Annotated in this window: 16 protein-coding genes; 4 read left to right on the top strand and 12 right to left on the bottom strand. The window is 70.9% G+C overall.

Annotated features, from left to right (window positions below):
* Positions 1-2 precede the first annotated feature (2 nt).
* The 3 genes from Bequi_RS01170 to Bequi_RS01180 form a co-directional block, all read right to left on the bottom strand.
* The gene (locus tag Bequi_RS01170; RefSeq protein ID WP_249736172.1) at positions 3-1,757 is read right to left on the bottom strand and encodes an FAD/NAD(P)-binding protein; all 1,755 of its coding nucleotides are present in this window, start codon (positions 1,755-1,757) and stop codon (positions 3-5) included.
* Positions 1,754-3,166 carry an APC family permease gene (locus Bequi_RS01175; RefSeq protein WP_249736173.1) on the bottom strand — a complete coding sequence of 471 codons (1,413 nt, stop codon included), beginning with the start codon at positions 3,164-3,166 and terminating at the stop codon, positions 1,754-1,756. The genes Bequi_RS01170 and Bequi_RS01175 overlap by 4 nt, the downstream gene beginning before the upstream one ends.
* A gap of 129 nt (positions 3,167-3,295) precedes the next feature.
* The gene (locus tag Bequi_RS01180) at positions 3,296-4,573 is read right to left on the bottom strand and encodes an MFS transporter (RefSeq protein WP_249736174.1); all 1,278 of its coding nucleotides are present in this window, start codon (positions 4,571-4,573) and stop codon (positions 3,296-3,298) included.
* A gap of 121 nt (positions 4,574-4,694) precedes the next feature.
* Here Bequi_RS01180 and Bequi_RS01185 point away from each other — a divergent pair, with 121 nt between their 5' ends.
* From Bequi_RS01185 to Bequi_RS01195, 3 genes are read left to right on the top strand one after another with little or no spacing between them, the layout of a single operon-like run.
* Positions 4,695-5,444, top strand: coding sequence for an ArsR/SmtB family transcription factor (locus tag Bequi_RS01185; protein WP_249736175.1), 750 nt, complete (start codon positions 4,695-4,697; stop codon positions 5,442-5,444).
* Positions 5,445-5,454: 10 nt separating this feature from the next.
* Positions 5,455-6,447: a 2,3,4,5-tetrahydropyridine-2,6-dicarboxylate N-succinyltransferase gene (gene dapD / locus Bequi_RS01190; RefSeq protein WP_249736176.1), complete on the top strand. Its 993-nt coding sequence runs from the start codon at positions 5,455-5,457 to the stop codon at positions 6,445-6,447.
* Positions 6,448-6,464: 17 nt separating this feature from the next.
* Positions 6,465-7,394 carry a hypothetical protein gene (locus tag Bequi_RS01195; protein WP_249736177.1) on the top strand — a complete coding sequence of 310 codons (930 nt, stop codon included), beginning with the start codon at positions 6,465-6,467 and terminating at the stop codon, positions 7,392-7,394.
* Positions 7,395-7,434: 40 nt separating this feature from the next.
* On the opposite strand, the gene pflA is transcribed toward Bequi_RS01195, so the two are convergent.
* The 7 genes from pflA to Bequi_RS01230 form a co-directional block, all read right to left on the bottom strand.
* Positions 7,435-8,298 carry a pyruvate formate-lyase-activating protein gene (gene pflA / locus Bequi_RS01200; RefSeq protein WP_249736178.1) on the bottom strand — a complete coding sequence of 288 codons (864 nt, stop codon included), beginning with the start codon at positions 8,296-8,298 and terminating at the stop codon, positions 7,435-7,437.
* Between the two features lie 143 nt (positions 8,299-8,441).
* Positions 8,442-8,693: an autonomous glycyl radical cofactor GrcA2 gene (gene grcA2, locus Bequi_RS01205; RefSeq protein WP_249736179.1), complete on the bottom strand. Its 252-nt coding sequence runs from the start codon at positions 8,691-8,693 to the stop codon at positions 8,442-8,444.
* Between the two features lie 80 nt (positions 8,694-8,773).
* Positions 8,774-10,906, bottom strand: coding sequence for a pyruvate formate lyase family protein (locus tag Bequi_RS01210; protein WP_249736180.1), 2,133 nt, complete (start codon positions 10,904-10,906; stop codon positions 8,774-8,776).
* A gap of 200 nt (positions 10,907-11,106) precedes the next feature.
* Positions 11,107-12,504 (bottom strand): citrate synthase, encoded by a 1,398-nt coding sequence (locus Bequi_RS01215; protein ID WP_249736181.1) that lies wholly within the window; start codon positions 12,502-12,504, stop codon positions 11,107-11,109.
* Between the two features lie 81 nt (positions 12,505-12,585).
* Positions 12,586-13,782: a succinyldiaminopimelate transaminase gene (gene dapC / locus Bequi_RS01220; protein WP_249736182.1), complete on the bottom strand. Its 1,197-nt coding sequence runs from the start codon at positions 13,780-13,782 to the stop codon at positions 12,586-12,588.
* A gap of 3 nt (positions 13,783-13,785) precedes the next feature.
* Entirely contained in the window at positions 13,786-14,115 is a 330-nt protein-coding gene (fdxA, locus tag Bequi_RS01225) for a ferredoxin (protein WP_249736183.1), read from the bottom strand.
* A 395-nt stretch (positions 14,116-14,510) separates the two neighbouring features.
* Positions 14,511-15,440 (bottom strand): hypothetical protein, encoded by a 930-nt coding sequence (locus Bequi_RS01230; protein WP_249736184.1) that lies wholly within the window; start codon positions 15,438-15,440, stop codon positions 14,511-14,513.
* A 366-nt stretch (positions 15,441-15,806) separates the two neighbouring features.
* Here Bequi_RS01230 and Bequi_RS01235 point away from each other — a divergent pair, with 366 nt between their 5' ends.
* Complete coding sequence (locus tag Bequi_RS01235; RefSeq protein ID WP_249736185.1) at positions 15,807-16,070, top strand: putative acetyltransferase; 264 nt, start codon at positions 15,807-15,809, stop codon at positions 16,068-16,070.
* 97 nt (positions 16,071-16,167) lie between these two features.
* On the opposite strand, the gene Bequi_RS01240 is transcribed toward Bequi_RS01235, so the two are convergent.
* Entirely contained in the window at positions 16,168-16,545 is a 378-nt protein-coding gene (locus Bequi_RS01240; RefSeq protein WP_249736186.1) for a hypothetical protein, read from the bottom strand.
* Between the two features lie 239 nt (positions 16,546-16,784).
* Complete coding sequence (gene typA, locus Bequi_RS01245; RefSeq protein WP_249736187.1) at positions 16,785-18,701, bottom strand: translational GTPase TypA; 1,917 nt, start codon at positions 18,699-18,701, stop codon at positions 16,785-16,787.
* Positions 18,702-18,840 lie beyond the last annotated feature (139 nt).

An 18,840-nucleotide genomic window follows, 5' to 3' on the forward strand; every position in this document is an offset into this window, starting at 1 on the left:
GCTCAGGCCCCGCCGAAGGCCGCGAGGCGGCGGGCGACGACCTCGGCGTGGTGCAGGAGCTGCGCTCCCGTGCCGGGCTCGGCGGTGATCGCGGAGCCGGGCTGGGCTGTGGAGACCGGGACGCCGACCATGAGGCGGCGGGTGAAGACGCGGCCGTCCTTCGCGATCGGGCAGTACAGGCCGTCCACGGCGATCGAGCCCGTCGGGAGGGGCCGGCCCGTGCCGCGGGAGGTCTTCGAGTCGGCGCGCACCTCGCCGCGCGAGCGCCAGGCCTGCAGCAGCGGCGCGGTGTACGCGTTCAGCTCGACCGGCGGCAGGTGCGCCTCCAGCACCCCGTCGCACAGCGCGACATCCTCCGGGCCGGAGCCCGTGGTCACGCGGTAAGCGCCAGCAGCGTCGTCCACGTCGAGCCTCATCCCGGGGCCGGTGAAGCGCAGCAGCCCCGCCTCTTCGAGCGCGAGCACCTGGCGGGCGCGCAGCACAGGCGGGCCCGAGGCCCAGGAGGCGAAGGCGTTGCGGAGGTGGCCGTCGATGTCGCGCGACAGGGATTCGCTCGTGTAGGCGCCGAGGTCCACGAGCTGGTTCACCTGGATCCGGCAGGCGGTGAGCACGCGGAAGATCAGCAGCCAGGCGGGGCTCGGGGCGGCCGCGTCGGCGAGCGCCGCGCGCAGCAGGTCGCGGGTGCGCACGTGCGCGTCCTCGATGGCCCCTCCGCGCCGGCCCAGCGGGAAGAGGATCCGCAGCACCGCCTTCTCGCTCGCGAGCTCCCGGTACCCGGCGGCACCCAGGGCGCGCACGAGCTCGGCGAGGATCAGCGGCATGACGTCGGCTTCATGGTCCAGCCCCGCTTCGCGCACGGACAGCTCCATGACGCGCTCGGAGGTGAGGATCCGGGGCACATAGGGATCGGGAAGGTACGGGCTGACGTCGGGCTTCGGGCGGTAGACCATCCCGGACCTCGAGCCCACGAGCAGCTGCGGCTCGGCGCCGACGGGCGCATACCGCAGCCCGCTCGGAGCGTTCGCGTCCTCCTCGAAGCGGCCGCCAGCGGCCTCGGTGATCATGCCGATCGCGTCGTAGAAGTTGAGCCCCATGCCCTGCACGGCGACGCGCTCGCGGCCGAGGAGACGGCGGTAGTCGACCTCGAGCGGGTTCGCGGGGGCGATGTGGACGAGTCCGTACCGCTGCGCGGCGTGCTCCATGATCTGCGAGCGGGGGCCCGGGGCGGTGCCCAGATGTCCGAGCGCGAGCGCGACGGCGTCGGCCGCGAGCACCTCGCCGGTCGACAGGCGGATCTCCTGGGGGCCGTCGGCCTCACCGGTGACGTCGACCGCTTCGGCGGCATGGCGGATGATCCGCAGGCGCGCGGGATCGGCGTCGCGCTCGGCGCGCTCGAGGACGGCGGCGAGGTACCGGCCGTGCTCGGCGCGCGGGGCGAAGTCCGCGGGGCCGAGGCCCCGCGGGGCGAGGTGCTCGGCGAGGGTCTCCCGGTGCGGGACGGGCAGCACGGGCCTGCAGGTGGGATCGGGGTACATCGTGGTCTGCGCGGTGGTGGTGTTCATCAGCAGCACGGGGCTCTGGTCGCAGCGCCAGACCGCGCCGCCGAGACCGACGGCCGGATCGATCAGGTGCACCGTCAACGTCCCCTGCCACGAATCGGCCAGCGACGCGGCCGTGAGGCGCTCGATGATCGCGGTGCCGCGCGGCCCCGCACCGATCACGGCGACCGTGCGGAGCGGGGCGGCGGGGGTGGTCATCCCTCCAGTATCGGGGATGCGGGGCGGCGGCCGACACCGCGCGCCAGCAGCACCACCGCTCCGATGACCGCCCACACGGAGCCCACGAGCAGCGCCAGGTGCGAGATGTTCACGAGCACCGCGAGCAGCACGAGCGCGCCGACCGCCGGGATCAGCACATGCACGGGCCAGGAGATCGCTCCCCCGCGGCGCCGCAGCACGAAGTAGCCGATGACCGAGAGGTGCACCAGGGTGAAGCCGACGAGCGCGCCGACGTCGACGATCGAGACCACGCGGTCGAGCCCGTCGGCGCGCGTCGCCGCCCAGATGGAGACGACCACGTTCGCGGCGGCGACGACGAGAATCCCGAGGAAGGGCGCGCCGCTGCGCGCGGAGATGCGGGACAGCGCGCGCGGGAGCGAGCCCGAGCGGCCCATGTCCATGAGCACGCGGGAGGCGGCGGACTGCCCGACGAGCGCAGCGAAGGCCGCGCCGGCCGCCTTCGCGAGCGCGAGCAGCCAGTGCAGGGCCGGGGAGATCGACTCGTCGACCATCGTGTAATAGGCGGCGCCCTGGAGCGAGGGATCTGCCTGGAGCTCGGCGGTGCTCAGCGGGCTCAGCAGCGCGCCGATGTAGGTCTGCGCCATGAACAGCAGCCCCGCGATGACGAGGCAGGCGAGCGTGGCCCGGCCGATGACGCGGGAGCTTCCGGTGGTCTCCTCGGCGAAGGTGGCGAGCGCGTCGAAGCCGAGGTAGCTGAGCACGGCGATCGCGACGGCAGAGAGGATCAGGCTCCAGTCGAGCCCCGCCGCGCCCCCGGTCAGCGGATCGAGCCAGGGCCGCACCGGTCCGCTCTGGACGAGCGTGACGACGCCCGCGATCAGCACGATCAGCAGCACGATCACCTCGATGATCACCACGGCCATCGAGACGCGCGCGGTGACGCCGACGCCCGAGAGGTTCAGGGCGGTCGTCGCGATCACCGCGATCGCCACGAACACCCACACCGGGACCGCGGGGAACAGGGAGTTCAGCGCGATGCCGGTGAAGAGGTAGGCGACGGACGGGATGAGGATGTAGTCCAGCAGCACCATCCATCCGGCCATGTGCCCGGTGCGCGGGCCGAAGGCCTCGGAGGCGTAGGCGAACACGGTGCCGGCGCGCGGCACCGCGCGGGACATGACCGCGTAGCTGGAGGCGGTGAGCGCCATCGCGAGGGTCGCCACGAGGTACACGATCGGCACGACGCCGCCCGAGCGGGCATCGAGCGCACCCCACACGCCGACGGCCGCGGCGGGCCCGATGAACACGAGGCCGTAGGCGATGAGCTGGGTGAAGGAGACGCTGCGGCGCAGCGCCGGGGCGGCGGTCGCGCCCGAATCGGCGGCTGAGGCGGGCCCCGAGGTCTCGGCAGAGGGAAGGGAGGTCATGCATCCAGCTTATGCGGCACCCGCTCTTCCTTTATGGGTCGCGTGTCCTGCTGTGACGGTATCGCCACACTTCGGTCGCCGCGAGACCCCTGGAGCCGAGGAGGCGCTGCTGCGCATCCCGTCGGCCTCTCATGACGTTGAGAGCCCCTCCGCCCGTGCGTGCGCATCCCAGAGCGGCGCAGCCGGGACGCGCCGCAGATGCGGACCGAGTGCGGCGATCGCCAGCGCCAGCACGCAGACGCCAGCGAAGACCAGGAGCGTCGTGCGGGGGCCGACGTGCGCAAGCCCCCATCCCGCCGCCATCGGCATCAAGGGCATCAGTCCGAGCGCCACCAGGCCGTTCAGAGACATCACCCTCCCCTGCATCGCCGTCGGCGTGATGTGGAGGAGGAAGCCCTGGATCGCCGCATTCGCCGGCGCGAGCCCGATGCCCATGACCGCATACAGGGCGGCATAGCCGATGAGCCCGCTCGCGAACGGGACGGCGGCAGCGGCGGCCGCCAGGAGACCGAGCGCCACCAGGACGACGGCGCCCGACGGCACCTTCTCCACGATGCGCGGTGCGATCAGAGCGCCGACGAGGATCGAGACGGCGAGCGCGGTGGCGAGCAGCCCGATGCGGGCGGGCGCCATGCCGACGATCGCGAGCTGCAGGCCGACGGTCAGCAGCACGCCGTTCAGTCCGAAATTCACCAGGGCCCCCACAGTCAGGAGCTGCAGCCGCATCTGCTGCCCGACCGCCCATCGCAGCGCTTCCCTCAGATCGGCGCGCACCGTCGTCCCCGGAGCGTCGAGCGCGCGCGGGCGATAGTCGCCGCGCAGCAGGAGCGTGGAGACCAGAGCGGAGAGCTGACCGAGCACGAGCAGGAGCGAGGGTGCGGCGAGGTGCAGCGCCAGCAGTGCTCCGCCGAGGGGCCCGGCACCGAGCTCGATCGCCGCCCCGCGCCCCTCGTTGATGGCGAACGCTCTCGGGAGCTGCGCCGGCGGCACGATCTGCTTGAGCATCGCCCCGGACGCGGATCCGAGCACTCCCGCCCGGAAGCGATCGGCGAAGGCGAGCACAGCCAGGAGCGGAACGCTCGCCGCCCCGAGCACGAGGATCGCGATCAGGAGCGCCTGCAGGAGTGCGCCGAAGCCCGCGGAGAGCAGGCGCAGACGCTTCCGGTCGACGCGGTCCGCGAGCACGCCGCCCGGGAGCATTCCGCCGAGCACTCCGAGCCCCTCGACCAGGCCCACGATCCCCACGGCCTCCGCGGATCCCGTGGCGTAGAGCGTCACGAGCGGAAAGGCGAAGGCGGCGACCCCTCCCCCGGCTTCGAGGAGGAGGTCGCCGGTCATCCAGGTCATGTATTCGCGATTGCGCCGCAGCGGAAGGGGCTCGCCGGTGTCGGAGGTGCTCGTGCTCATAGCGGGACTCTAGTTCCGCACGTCTTATTGCGCAATATTCATTGCGTACTGGCTTCGGGGTATCGAGCCGTCCGCGCGCCCCGCGAGCAGCCGGGCAGGCGCGCATCACTAGACTCGCGACATGACCATGCCTCCCGCATCGCCTGCGGGCGAGCGCGACCCCGGGCCCGCGCCCGCGGGGGATCCCTCCGACCCGCCCGCCACCCAGGAGATGCTCCGCGCCATGGCGCATCCCCTGCGGCTGCAGCTCGTGGAGCGCATCGGCCGTCGCGGGACCGCTCGCGCGGCAGATCTCGCCGCCGAGCTCGGCGTCCCGGCGAACTCGCTGAGCTACCACCTGCGGATGCTCGCGCGCGGCGGAGTGATCGTCGAGGCGCCGGAGGAGGCGCGGGACCGGCGCGACCGGGTCTGGCGCCTGCAGCAGACCTCCTTCCTCGCGGGCGCCGAGGGCTCCGGGGCCGAGCCCAGCGGGACCACGGATGACTTCGCCGCAGCCTCCGCCGCCGCCAGCCTCGCAGCGCTCGAATGGGTGCGCTCGGCCTGGATCTCCGAGACCACCCAGGCTCGCGACGCCGACCACTCCGGGACGCCTCGCGAGGGCCTCGGGACGATGCACTCCACCTCCCTCCTGCTGACGATGGCGCAGGCCGAGGAGCTCGGCTCGCGCGCTGACGCCCTCCTGCGGGAGTTCGCCGCGCTGAACCGCGATGAGCAGGGCCGAGACCTCCCGACCGCCCCTTCGTCCGAGGAGCGACTGGTCGAGTTCCGTGCCCTGTTCGCGCTCGTCGGCGGGAGGGCGCCAGCCACGTCCGACGTGAGGTCGGGCTCACCGGGCGGACCCTCCCAGACCGCTGGGGAGGACCCTTCGTAGAATCGGATGCATGACGACGCCTGCGACCGATCCCGCCGCCACCGAGCAGTCCCCCGCCCCCACGCATGCCTGGGGTGCGGGTCTCGCGACCCTTTCCGCCGATGGCGCGACGCTCGACGTCTGGTACCCCTCCCCCCAGCTCGACGAGGCGCCCACCGCTCCGGAGGACCACCCCCTGCACGCGCAGCTGAGCGCCGCCGCCCGGGCCGACGAGGTCCGCGGGACGCGCCAGGAGGTCGTCGTGCGCGCGATCGAGCTGGCCGCTCCCCCGGCCGATGCGGCCGACGCCTACCTGCGCCTGCACCTGCTCTCCCACCGCCTCGTCGAGCCCAATGCGCAGAACCTCGACGGTCTCTTCGGCCAGCTCACGAACGTGGTGTGGACCTCCGAGGGCCCCTGCGCCGTGACGGGCTTCGAGGAGACGCGCCTGCGCCTCATCGCTGCCGGCCGCACCCCGACCGTCTTCAGCGTCGACAAGTTCCCGCGCATGGTCGACTACGTGATGCCGACGGGCGTGCGCATCGGCGATGCGGACCGCGTGCGGCTCGGCGCGCACCTCGCCGAGGGCACCACCGTCATGCACGAGGGCTTCGTGAACTTCAACGCCGGCACGCTCGGCACCTCGATGATCGAGGGCCGCATCTCGCAGGGCGTCATCGTCGAGGACGGCTCCGACATCGGCGGGGGTGCCTCCACCATGGGCACCCTCTCCGGCGGCGGCACCCAGCGCGTGCGCATCGGCAAGCGCTCCCTCGTCGGCGCCGAGGCCGGGGTCGGCATCTCGCTCGGAGACGACTGCGTGGTCGAGGCGGGGCTGTACGTCACGGCCGGCACGAAGGTCACGGTCGTCGGCACCGAGGATGCGGGCCGCGTCGTCAAGGCGCGCGACCTCTCGGGCGTCAGCAACCTGCTGTTCCGCCGCAACTCCGTCACCGGCGCCGTCGAGGTCGTCGCCCGCGAGGGCCAGACGGTCGCGCTGAACGACGCCCTGCACGCGAACTGACGCGCACCGGGATCCCGATGGCGAACGCTCCCCGCAGCCGCTGGCGGCACCTGCTGGTGCCGCTCGTGCTGCTCGCGGCGATCCTGTTCGTCGCGGGCGGCACCTACGTCGCCCTCACGGGATTCGACGCGGCGCGCCGCACCGGCGAGTGCACCGCCGCCGGCCTCGGCACCACGCACTCCTACACGACCGAGCGCACGGCGAACGCCGCGCTGATCTCGGCCGTCGCGGTGGACCGCGGCCTCCCGCCGCGGGCGGCATCGATCGCGCTCGCGACCGCGTACCAGGAGTCGAAGCTGCAGAACATCGACTACGGGGACCGCGACTCGGTGGGTCTGTTCCAGCAGCGTCCCTCGCAGGACTGGGGCACGGCGGAGCAGATCATGGACCCGGTCTACGCGAGCAATGCGTTCTACGACGTGCTGGTCACCCTGGACTACGAGTCCATGGAGGTCAACGACGCCGCCCAGAAGGTGCAGCGCTCCGGCTACCCCGAGGCGTACGCCGACCATGAGACCGAGGGGCGCATCTTCGCCTCCGCGCTCACCGGGCAGTCCGGCGGGAACCTGGTGTGCGACCTGGAGCCTGCGAGCGGTCCCGTGAACCCGCAGGATCTGCAGGCAGTGCTCGAGCGCCAGTTCTCCCGGAGCATCGGGGCGGGCACGATCACCAGCTCCCTCAGCGGCACCGGCGCGGCGCTCGGCGACGGCACTGCGCCAGAGGGAGCCGGAGCGACCGCGCTGGTGATCGACCCCCACGGCGACACCGCGCGCGGCTGGGCGCTCGCGAACTGGGCGGCCGCCCAGGCCGGCGATGGGGGCGTCGTGCAGGTGCGCTACCAGGGGCAGGCGTGGACCCGCTCCGACTCCGAGCAGACCGCGGGCGCCTGGCCCGAGGCGCCGGGCGGGGATCCGGGCGTGATCGTCGTGGTCGTCGCGGGCGGCTGAGCCTGCTCGCGCGACGCACCGCACCGCACCGCACCGCGCGTCAGTAGACGGTGAGCCCCCGGGCCCGGAACTGTTCGCGCACGCGCTCGACCGTCGCGGAATCCGGCGGCGCCACGTCTCGCAGGCGATACTCCATGCCGAGGGTGTCCCACTTGTCCTGGCCCATGTTGTGGAACGGGAGCACCTCCACACGCTCCACGACCTCGCTCCAGCGCTCCACGATGTCGGCCACTGCCTCGACGTTCTCCACGCTGTCGGTCCAGCCGGGCACCACCACGAAGCGGATCCACACCGGCGTGCCGCGGTCCCGCAGGCGGTCGCCGAAGGCGATCGTCGGCCGCAGCGGACGGCCGGTGAGGTTTTTGTAGACGTCCTCGAGTCCCGCTTTCACGTCGAGCAGCACGAGGTCCACGGAGTCCAGCAGCGTGTCGGTCGCCGCGGCGCCGAGGAAGCCCGAGGTATCGATCGCGGTGTGCACGCCCATCTCCTTCGCCGCCTCGAGCACGTTCTGGGCGTAGGCGCTCTGCTGGAGGACCTCGCCTCCCGAGAGGGTGATGCCGCCGCCGGAGGCCTGGAACACCTTGCGGTACCGGCGGATCCGGCTGACGATCTGGGCGAGCGGGACGTCCTGACCGTTGCGCATGGCCATGGTGTCGGGGTTGTGGCAGTACACGCAGCGCAGCGGGCAGCCCGCGAAGAAGACCGTCAGGCGGGTGCCGGGGCCGTCGACCGCCGTCACCAACTCCCAGGAGTGGATCGAGGCGAGGGTGCCCGCGCGCATCGCGTCGAGCCGCTCCCCCCGCTCGACCTCCGCCTCGATGAGCCCGTCGATGCCGCCGCCGAGGCGGCGGTTCGCGACGGGGACGCCGAGCTGGAGAGGGATCGGCTGGGCGATCGGGGCCATGGTTCGCTCCTCACGATGGTGCAGGGCCGACGGCGGGCGAGCCGATGGCGCCGCTGGCCCGTCGGCCCTGCGGATCAGCGCTCCCACGCCCCCGTGGTGGTCGCTGATCGGGGAGGCGCCCTCACGGGCGCCGGTCTGGGGTGTCAGGCGCCCTGGTGGAAGGTGCGCTCGAGGATGTCCTGCTGCTGCTCACGGGTGAGCTTCACGAAGTTCACCGCGTAGCCGGAGACGCGCACCGTGAGGTTCGGGTAGTTCTCCGGGTTCTCCATCGCGTCCACCAGGGTGTCCTTGTTCAGGACGTTGATGTTCGCGTGGTACAGACCGGACTCCATGTTGTTCGCGGCGCGCTGGGACTTCATCTGCGCGAGGCGCTGGTCGAAGGTCTTCGTGGTCATGGCGGTTCTCCTTGGGCAGTGCGGGAATCGGGTGATCGGGAAGGCGGGATGCGAGAAGGCGGGGCGCGGGAGCGCGCAGGTCAGTCCTGCGCGTCCGCCTCGTCCATCACGAAGCCGGAGTCGAGGATGCCGACGAGGTTCTTCACCTGCTCGTCCTTCGTGCGGCCGAGCCCCTGCGGAGTGATGGTGTTGGTGAGCGAGATGCCGTCGAGGGCGTCGTTGTAGTCGAGCTTCCCGGCCGAGAGCATCGAGGCCACCATGCCGTGGCTGTCCATGCCGTTCTCGGGGTTCGCTCCCGGCGCGAAGGGCGTGCCGGCCCGGTGCCCGGAGGGGAAAGATCCGGTCGCCTTGCCGTACACGACGTTCGAGGTGATCGTGAGGACCGACTGCGTGGGGATCGCGTCGCGGTACAGCGGGATCTCCTTGATCTTCTCCATCACGGTGTGGACGATCGTCGCGGCGATGTCGTCGGCCCGGTCGTCATCGTTCCCGTAGACGGGGAAGGTGCCCTCGGTGACGTAGTCGGTGATCAGTCCGGTCGCGTCGCGCACCGGGGTGACCCTCGCGTGCTTGATCGCCGAGAGCGAGTCCGCGACGATCGAGAGCCCGGCGATGCCGCAGCCCATCGTGCGGATGATCTCCGAGTCGTGCAGGGCCATCTCGATCGACTCGTAGGCGTACTTGTCGTGGCTGTAGTGGATGATGTTCAGCGCCTCGACGTAGGTGCCGACCACCCAGTCGAGCATCTCCTCGTACTTCTGCCAGACCTCGTCGAAGTCCAGCGGCTCATCGCCCTCGATCGGGGTGAACAGCCCCGGCTCGGTGACCTGCTTGCCGCTGACCTCGTCGCGGCCGCCGTTGATGGCGTAGAGCAGGGCCTTCGCGGCGTTCACGCGCGCGCCGAAGAACTGCATCTGCTTGCCGACCTTCATCGGAGAGACACAGCAGGCGATCGCCGCATCATCGCCCCAGCGGTCGCGGATCTGCTCGTCGGACTCGTACTGCAGGGAGCTGGTCTCGATGGAGACCGCTGAGCAGAACTCCTTGTAGCCCTCCGGCAGCGCCGGGTCCCAGAAGATCGTGATGTTCGGCTCCGGGGCGGGGCCGAGGTTGCGCAGGGTCTGCAGGAGGCGGAAGGAGGTCTTGGTGACCTGGCTGCGGCCGTCCTCCGAGAAGCCCGCGTCCGACCACGTCGCCCAGTACGGATCGCCCGAGAAGATCTGGTCGTAGTCGATGGTCCGCAGGAAGCGGACGATGCGCAGCTTGATCACGAGCGCATCGATCATCTCCTGCGCGTCGGTCTCGGTGATCAGGCCCGCGCGCAGATCGCGCTCGAAGTACGAGTCGAGGAACGGCGAGAGGCGGCCGATGGACATCGCCGCACCGTCCTGGCTCTTCACCGCCGCGAGGTAGGCCATGTAGGTCCACTGCACGGCCTCCTGCGCATTCGCCGCGGGGCGGCGCAGATCCAGGCCGTAGATCTCGCCGAGGGTCACGAGCTTCTTGAGCGCGGTGATCTGCTCGGCGTGCTCCTCGCGGTAGCGCGCCCAGTGCTCCGAGAAGGGCTGGCCGACGACGGCATCCTTCGCGCGCATCTTGTCGGCGATCAGGCGGTCCGCGCCGTAGAGCGCGAGGCGGCGGTAGTCGCCGATGATGCGCCCGCGGCCGTAGGAGTCGGGCAGACCGGTGATGATGTGCGAGGAGCGCGCGGCGCGGATCCGCGGGGTGTAGATGTCGAAGACGCCCTGGTTGTGGGTCTTGCGATGCTTCGTGAAGATCTCCTTCACGCGCTCGCTCGGCTCCTTGCCGGCCTCGCGGATCGCGGTCTCCACCATCCGCCAGCCGCCCGCGGGCATCATCGCGCGCTTCAGCGGGACGTCGGTCTGCAGGCCGACGATCACGTCGTCGTCCTCGCTGATGTACCCGGCGGGGAACGCGTCGATGTCGGCGGGAGTCTCGGTGTCGACGTCGAAGACGCGGCGCTGGCGCTCGACGGAGAGGTAGTCCTGCTGGAGCGTGCTCCACACGCGAAGCGTCTTCTCGGTGGCGCCCGCGAGGAAGGAGGCGTCGCCGTCGTACGGGGTGTAGTTGTGCTGCACGAAGTCGCGCACGTCGATCCGGTCCTGCCAGGGGCCCGCGGTGAACCCCTCCCACGGATCGCGCGCCATGCCCTGCGCGGCTGCGGTGTCTGCGGTGTCAGCGGTGGTGGTCATGCCTCCACGCTAGGCGCGCCGCGAGGCCCGGAAACGGCCGAAGGTCCCGGGCGAAGGGCGGAGCGGGCGTCAGGCGAGACCGGGCGCCGCAGGCGTCCTCGCGGTTCGGACGCACAGCGGGCGCAGCACCGGTGACGCGCTGCGCCCGCTGTTCGTCAGGACCTGAAGGGACGGCTCAGTGCCGCGGCAGCGGCTGAGGCTCAGTGGTCGAGCCCGCGCTCCTTCGCACGACGCTCCTGGTGCGCGCGGTGCTCCTGCTCCATCGCGGCCTGCAGCTCCTCCAGGCGCAGCTCGGTGGTGCCGGTGCGCTCCTCCATGGAGACGTAGTCGCGCGCGTGCTCGCCCGTGTAGATCTGGCGGGGACGGCCGATCTTCGTCTCGGGATCGTGGATCATCTCGTTCCACTGGGCGATCCACCCGGGCATGCGCCCGATGGCGAAGAGCACGGTGAACATGTTCGTCGGGAAGCCCATCGCCTTGTAGATGATGCCCGTGTAGAAGTCCACGTTCGGGTACAGGCGGCGCTCGATGAAGTAGTCGTCGTTCAGCGCGATCTCCTCGAGCTTCATGGCGAGCTCGAGGCGCTCGTCCTTCACGCCGAGGCGCTCGAGGACGTCATCCGCGATGGACTTCACGAACTTCGCGCGCGGGTCGTAGTTCTTGTAGACCCGGTGCCCGAAGCCCATGAGGCGGACGCCGTCCTCCTTGTTCTTCACCTTGTCCATGAAGCGGCGAGGATCGGTGCCGGAATCGCGGATCTCGTTGAGCATCGCCATCACCGCGGCGTTCGCGCCGCCGTGCGCAGGGCCGGAGAGCGCGCCGATGCCGGCGGAGATCGAGGTGAAAAGGTTCGCCTGGCTCGAGCCGACCAGTCGCACGGCGGAGGCCGAGCAGTTCTGCTCGTGATCGGCGTGGAGGATCAGCAGCTTCTCCATCGCGCTGACGACCACGGGATCCGCGATGTACTCCTCGGCCGGGTAGCCGAAGGTCAGGCGCAGGAAGTTCTCGATCAGGGAGAGGCTGTTGTGGGGGTACAGCAGCGCGTGGCCGGCGCTGACGCGCTGGGCGTACGCGGCCATCGTCGGCACCTTCGCGAGCAGGCGGTAGGTCGACAGCCGCACCTGCTCCTCGTTGAAGGGGTCGAGGGAGTCCTGGTAGAAGGTCGACAGCGCCGAGACGCCCGCCTGCATGACCGCCATCGGATGCGCGTCGCGCGGGAAGGAGTCGAACATGCGCTTGAAGCGCTCGTCCAGCAGCGTGCGCCGCTCCACGGAGCTCTCGAAGTTCTCCAGCTGGCCCTTCGTCGGCAGCTCGCCGTTGATGAGCAGGTACGAGACCTCGAGGTAGCTCGACTTCTCCGCGAGCTGCTCGATCGGGTAGCCGCGGTAGCGCAGGATCCCCTCGTCGCCGTCGATGTACGTGATCGAGGACTTCGTGTTGGCGGTGTTCATGAAGCCGGGGTCATAGGTGACCGCGCCGGTCTCCTTGCGCAGGGGCGCGACGGAGATGCCGTCGTTGCCCTCCACGGCCGGGACGTGGGGCAGCTCGAGGTCCTGTCCCTTGAAGCTGAGGCGGGCGGTCGTCGACGCGTTTTCCATGTGCTCTCCGTTGTGCAGGCAATCGCGGGGCGATCGGCGGGGGTGTCGTCGTGAAGGTCGTGCAGGTCGGTATGGGGTCGATCAGAAGGACGGTGCGGGCCGCGAATCCTGCGCGGCGCGGGTCAGGCGGCGGGCAGCGGCATCGATGCGCTCATCGCTCGCCGTCAGCGCGATGCGGACGAACTGTGCTCCCGCCTCACCATAGAACATCCCCGGGGCGCACAGGATCCCGAGGTCCGCGAGGCCGTCCACGGTGGACAGGCAGTCGTCCCCGAAGGTGGTCCAGAGGTACAGGCCCGCCTGGGAGCCGTGGATCTCGCCGCCGAGGGCCTCGAGCGCAGGCCGCAGGGTCTCGCGGCGCGCACGGTAGACCTCGTGCTGGGCCCGGACCGCGTCGTCATCGCCGAGCGCGGTCGCCATCGCGGACTGGATGGGACCGGGGAGCATCATGCCCGCCTGCTTGCGGATGGCGGTGAGCTCGCCGATCAGCTGCGGATCGCCGGCGACGAACGCTGTCCGGTATCCCGCCAGGTTCGACTGCTTCGAGAGCGAATACACGCACAGCAGCCCCGTGAGATCGCCCCCGCTCACGCGCGGATCGAGGATCGAGGGGACCTCCTCGACCTCCCAGGGCAGCAGCGCGTAGCACTCGTCGGACGCCACGATGATCCCGCGCTCCCGGGCCCAGCGCACGACGGCGGCCATCGACTCGGCGCTCATCACGGCGCCCGAGGGGTTCGACGGGGAGTTCAGCCACAGCAGGCCGATGCGATCTCGGACCGCCTCGGGGACGGCGGCGTCACCGCGGGCGGCGAGATCCTCCATGTCCAGCGGCACCGGGGTCGCGCCGACGAAGATCGCGCCCATCTCGTAGGTCGGGTAGGCGACGCTCGGGAACGCGACCGCGCCGCCCTTGCCGATGCCTAGCTCGAACGGCAGGTGCGCGACGAGCTCCTTCGAGCCGACGGTCGGCAGCACGTGCTCGTGGCCGAGGGACTCGGGAGCGCCGCGATGGCGGATCAGGAACGCCACGAGCGCATCGCGCAGCTCCGCGGTGCCGACGGTCGTCGGGTAGCCGTGGGAGTCGGCCGCCGCGGCGAGCGCCTGCTGGATGGTCTCGGGCGTCGTGTCCACGGGTGTGCCGACCGAGAGGTCGACGATGCCGTCCGGGTGGGCGGCGGCGCGCGCCTTCGCCTCCTCCAGCGTGTCCCAGGGGAAGGCGGGCAGACGCGAGGCGAGGGGGGCGCGGCGGGGGGCGGAGGGCTGGGAGTCGGCCATGGCTCAGCCGAGGTCGTTCGGGTTCGGGGGCAGGGCCGAGATGATCGGGTGGTCCTTGTCGATCACGCCCATCTTGGCGGCGCCGCCCGGAGCACCCAGGTCATCGAAGAACTCGACGTTCGCCTTGTAGTAGTCGGCCCACTGGTCGGGCAGGTCGTCCTCGTAGTAGATCGCCTCGACCGGGCACACCGGCTCGCAGGCGCCGCAGTCCACGCACTCGTCGGGCTGGATGTAGAGGGAGCGCGTGCCCTCGTAGATGCAGTCCACGGGGCATTCGTCCACGCACGCGCGATCCTTCACATCGACGCAGGGCAGGGCGATGACGTACGTCATGGAGCAGTCCTTCCGGGGCGAGAGCGCGCCCGCTCGCGCGGGCACGGCACTCCATCCTCCCACTTCTCGCTCCGAGCGGCCCGGCAGGGCGCCCGCCCCCGGCGTTGATCATCGTCACGTGCGCGGGCAGCTCCGCCCCGGCGCCATCCATTGGCCCCTGCAGACCGGTCCTTCGCCTGCACTGCTTTCGAACGCCCTTCCGCTCTGTCACCAGGTCGAGATGTTCCTGACCGTCGGAGTACGCCGCTCCGCTCGATCGAGGTGTTCCGGGCCGTCGGAATGCGCCGCGATAGCGACGGCCAGCAACATCTCGAAGCGGAAGCCACCCCTTTGTCGCTCGTACCTGCGTGCCGCACCGAAGCAACGCGCGGAGGGGCGGGCCGGGGCGGGGCGGGTCACTCTCGCTCACGCAATGCTTTCGCGATCCGCGCCACGGGAGCCGACCACCCATGTCGAGCCTCCTCGTGCACCACCCTGATCTCGACCATCCCCTGCTCCCGTCGGCGCATCTCCCGCCTGATATCCCGCCATCGCTGCTCGGGGCTCAGGTGCGTCCGTCCGTCGTACTCCACGCAGACCCCATGGCTCCGCCACAGCAGGTCGGGCGTGCCGAGATCCTCGCCGCCCGCGATCCACGGCGAGTTCAGCTCGGGCATGGGGAGCCCCGCTTCCGCGCATGCGAGCCGCAGCAGCGTCTCCTGCGGCGAATCGCTCCCGACGCGTACCCGTTCAGCGGCGCCGCGCAGGCCCACGATCCCGCGGCCCGTGGCCGCGCGGGCGGCTCGGACCAGCTCCTCCACCGCCGCATAGGGTGCGTCGCGGCCCTCCGCCCATGCGCGCGGCTTGCGCACGAGGTGGTCCCCGATCACGACCAGCCATGACGGGGAAAGATCATGACGCAGATCGATCCACGTCTGCACCATGGACGTCGCACGGCACTCATTCCCGTGGACAATCCGGGTTCTGTCGAGATCCCGGTGCTGCCAGTGCACAATGGCGCGATCGTGCCGGTGGAGAGCACGCGGGCTGAGAAGCGTCACGGGTGTGCCCAGGCTCCAAGAACCGACCGAGAGCGGCAGCGGCATCCCCCACAGCCGGGCTGCCGTGAGCCCGGCGGCTGCAGCCCCCGGATACTTTCTGCAGAGAGCACCGACCACCTCTCGCTCCGTGAGCGAATGCCCTTCCGGTGCGTAGACCCCCTTGACGAGCGGGCGAAGATCTCGTCGGCGCAGACGCTCCGAGCTCACGCCGCAGCTGAATGCCTCTTCGGTCGTGAACACTCGACCCGCGAGCTCGGCAGGCAGGGGCGATGGGTTCCTCGACATGAGGAGAGCATCCACCGTCTGGTGACGAGACTCACTAGCCGATGCACAACGCCCAGGTCATCGCCCCTTATCAGCAATCCTCCCCACTGGCCGGGGCCAGGCGAGACGGGCGCTTCAGCGGTCCACCGGCAGTCACTGAGTGGCCAGCTGATTTGGCCCGGGCAGGAGGAGCCCAGCGCTTGAGGTCGCATTCGAGGTGCACGTAACCGTCGGAATGCGAGGAGCACCGAGATCGAGGTGCACGGAACCGTCGGAAACGGCCCCTCGATTCCGACGGTCACATACACCTCGCTACGGAGCACGGCGACACGAAGGGAGCGGAGGCGGAGAGCAGGAGAGATACCGCCGCCCCGCTAGGCTCGATGCATGAGCGAGCCGGGATCTGCCGCGCGCACCCGGCCGGGGTGGGCGCCGTTCCTCACCCCCGGCACGCGCGTGGTGCTGCGCTACCGGATCGACCGTGCGGCCTCCCCGCACGGGGAGGGGCTGACCGACGCGCTCGGCACGATCAGCGCCGCGGATCCAACGCACGTGCACGTGATGACGAAGCGGGGCGAGAGCGCGGTGCCGCGGGAGCTGGTGATCGCCGCGAAACAGGTTCCGCCCCCGCCGCAGCGCAAGGACACGTGAGGGCGCGGGCACTGCCGCAGAGGAATCGCGGGGCCCCGTGGGAGATCACGACGGACCGGCGCCATCCCGACGGCGGGGCCGCGATCAGGGTCCCGATTCAGCTGGCGCGCTGCACCCGGCGCAGGCGCTGCACGGTGACGACCGCGCAGACGATGAAGGGGATGAAGACGCCCAGCGCCTGCACGATCCACCCCGAGTACTGCATCTGATCGCCGAGAATGGCGGGCATCAGCACTCCCCCGCCGGGACCGGTCCCGGCCAGCGGCATCACCAGCAGACCCCACGCGCAGGCCAGCAGCACCACGGGCAGTCGCGAGCCGGTCGACGCCCACAGGAACACCGAGGCGACGGTCTGGAACAGCGCCCCGAAGAGCAGGCCGACCGGCAGCGCGAGCCCGCCGAGGTCGATGCTGAGGCGGTGCGTCGGCACCATCACGATCACCGAGACGACCGCGACGACGAGCGCCGATATCACCTGGCTGATCCGGGCGCTGCGGGAGGTGGTGTCGAACGGGGGGTGCGGCGCGGCGCTCTCGCCCCCGGCCGTCGGGTGCGAGGCCGAGGACGGCTCAGCTGCCGCTCCCCCGCCCGCCGACGAACGCGGCCGCGCCGCCCCGCCGTCGGCTGACGGTGAGGCGGCGCGGCCGGTGGCGGGAGCCGCGGCGGCAGGGGCTGCCTGCCGCCGCGGTCCCCGCCGAGCTCGGGGAGCTCGGCTCATGCGTTCTTCGCGCGCGAGCGAGCGCGCTGGCGATCGCCCGGATCGAGGATGACCTTGCGGATGCGCACGATCTCGGGGGTGACCTCGACGCACTCGTCGTCGTTCGCGAACTCGAGGGACTCCTCGAGCGTGAACTTGCGCGGCGGCACGAGGTTCTCGAAGGAGTCGGAGGAGGCTGCGCGCATGTTCGTCAGCTTCTTCTCCTTCGTGATGTTGACGTCCATCTCCTCGTTGCGCGAGTTCTCGCCGACGACCTGGCCCTGGTAGACCTCGGAGGTGGGCTCGACGATGAAGGAGCCGCGCTCCTGCAGGTTGATCATCGCGTACGGGGTGACGACGCCGGCGCGGTCCGCGACCAGCGAGCCCGAGGCGCGGAACTCGATCGGGCCCATCCACGGCTCGAAGCCGTCGGCGTAGGAGGAGGCGATGCCGGTGCCGCGGGTCTCCGTGAGGAAGCGCGTGCGGAAGCCGATGAGGCCGCGGGCGGGGACCACGAACTCCATGCGCACCCAGCCGGAGCCGTGGTTGCTCATGGTCTCCATGCGGCCCTTGCGGGACGCCATCAGCTGCGTGATGGTGCCGAGGTACTCCTCGGGCACGTCGATGGTCATGCGCTCGACGGGCTCGTGGACCTTGCCGTCGATCTCGCGGGTCAGCACCTGCGGCTTGCCGACGGTGAGTTCGAAGCCCTCGCGGCGCATCTGCTCGACGAGGATCGCGAGCGCCAGCTCGCCGCGGCCCTGGACCTCCCAGGCGTCGGGGCGCTCGGTGGGCAGAACCCGCAGCGAGACGTTGCCGATCAGCTCGGACTCGAGGCGGTCCTTGACCTGCCGGGCGGTCAGCTTGTGGCCGCGCACCTTGCCCGCGAGCGGCGAGGTGTTGATGCCGATGGTCATGGAGATCGCGGGATCGTCCACCGTGATGAGCGGCAGCGGGCGCGGGTCGTTCACGTCGGCGAGGGTCTCGCCGATCATGATCTCGGGGATGCCGGCGACGGCGACGATGTCGCCGGGGCGCGCCGGGCGGGTCATCTGCTCGCGCGAGAGGCCCTTCGTCTCGAGCAGCTCCGTGATCTTCACGGTCTTCGTCTCGCCGTGCTGCGTGCACCACGCGACCTGCTGGCCCTTGACCAGCTCGCCGTTGACGATGCGCAGCAGCGCGAGGCGGCCGAGGAACGGGGAGGCGTCGAGGTTCGTGACGTGCGCCTGCAGCGGCATCTCGTCGTCGTACGCCGGGGCCGGGATCGTCTCGAGGATCGTCTTGAACAGCGGCTCCACGGTCTCGGAGTCGGGCAGCTCGCCGTCGGCGGGCTTGTTCAGCGACGCGCGGCCGGCCTTGCCGGAGGCGTAGACGACGGGGACGTCGAGCACGGCGTCGAGGTCGAGGTCGTCGACCTCGTCCGCGAGATCCGAGGCGAGGCCGAGGAGCAGGTCCGTGGACTCGGAGACGACGGCGTCGATGCGGGCATCGGCGCGGTCGGTCTTGTTGACCACGAGGATCACGGGGAGCTTCGCAGCGAGCGCCTTGCGCAGCACGAAGCGGGTCTGCGGGAGGGGGCCCTCGGAGGCGTCCACGAGCAGCACGACGCCGTCGACCATGGACAGACCGCGCTCGACCTCGCCGCCGAAGTCGGCGTGGCCGGGGGTGTCGATGACGTTGATGATGATGCCGTCGTCCAGGCCCATCGCCGCGGCCGACGGGCCGGTGTACCGGATCGCCGTGTTCTTCGCGAGGATGGTGATGCCCTTCTCGCGCTCGAGCTCCCCGGAGTCCATCGCACGCTCTTCGTGCTTGTCGCGATCGCCGAAGGCGCCGCCCTGGGTGAGCATGGCATCGACGAGAGTGGTCTTGCCGTGGTCGACGTGGGCGACGATGGCGACGTTGCGCAGATCGGTGCGGTGCTGAAGGGTCATGCGGGGGCTTCTCGATTCCTCATCGGGGATGGGCGCGCCGGCGTCGACGGCCCCGGACATCCTATGTCGCAGGATGGCCGGGGCCGAGGGGCTGGGAGAGTGATGTGAGCCGGATTCCTGGAGTTCCAGGCCCGCCCGT

The organism is Brachybacterium equifaecis (assembly GCF_023509525.1).
In the GTDB taxonomy this organism is placed as follows: Bacteria; Actinomycetota; Actinomycetes; order Actinomycetales; family Dermabacteraceae; genus Brachybacterium; species Brachybacterium equifaecis.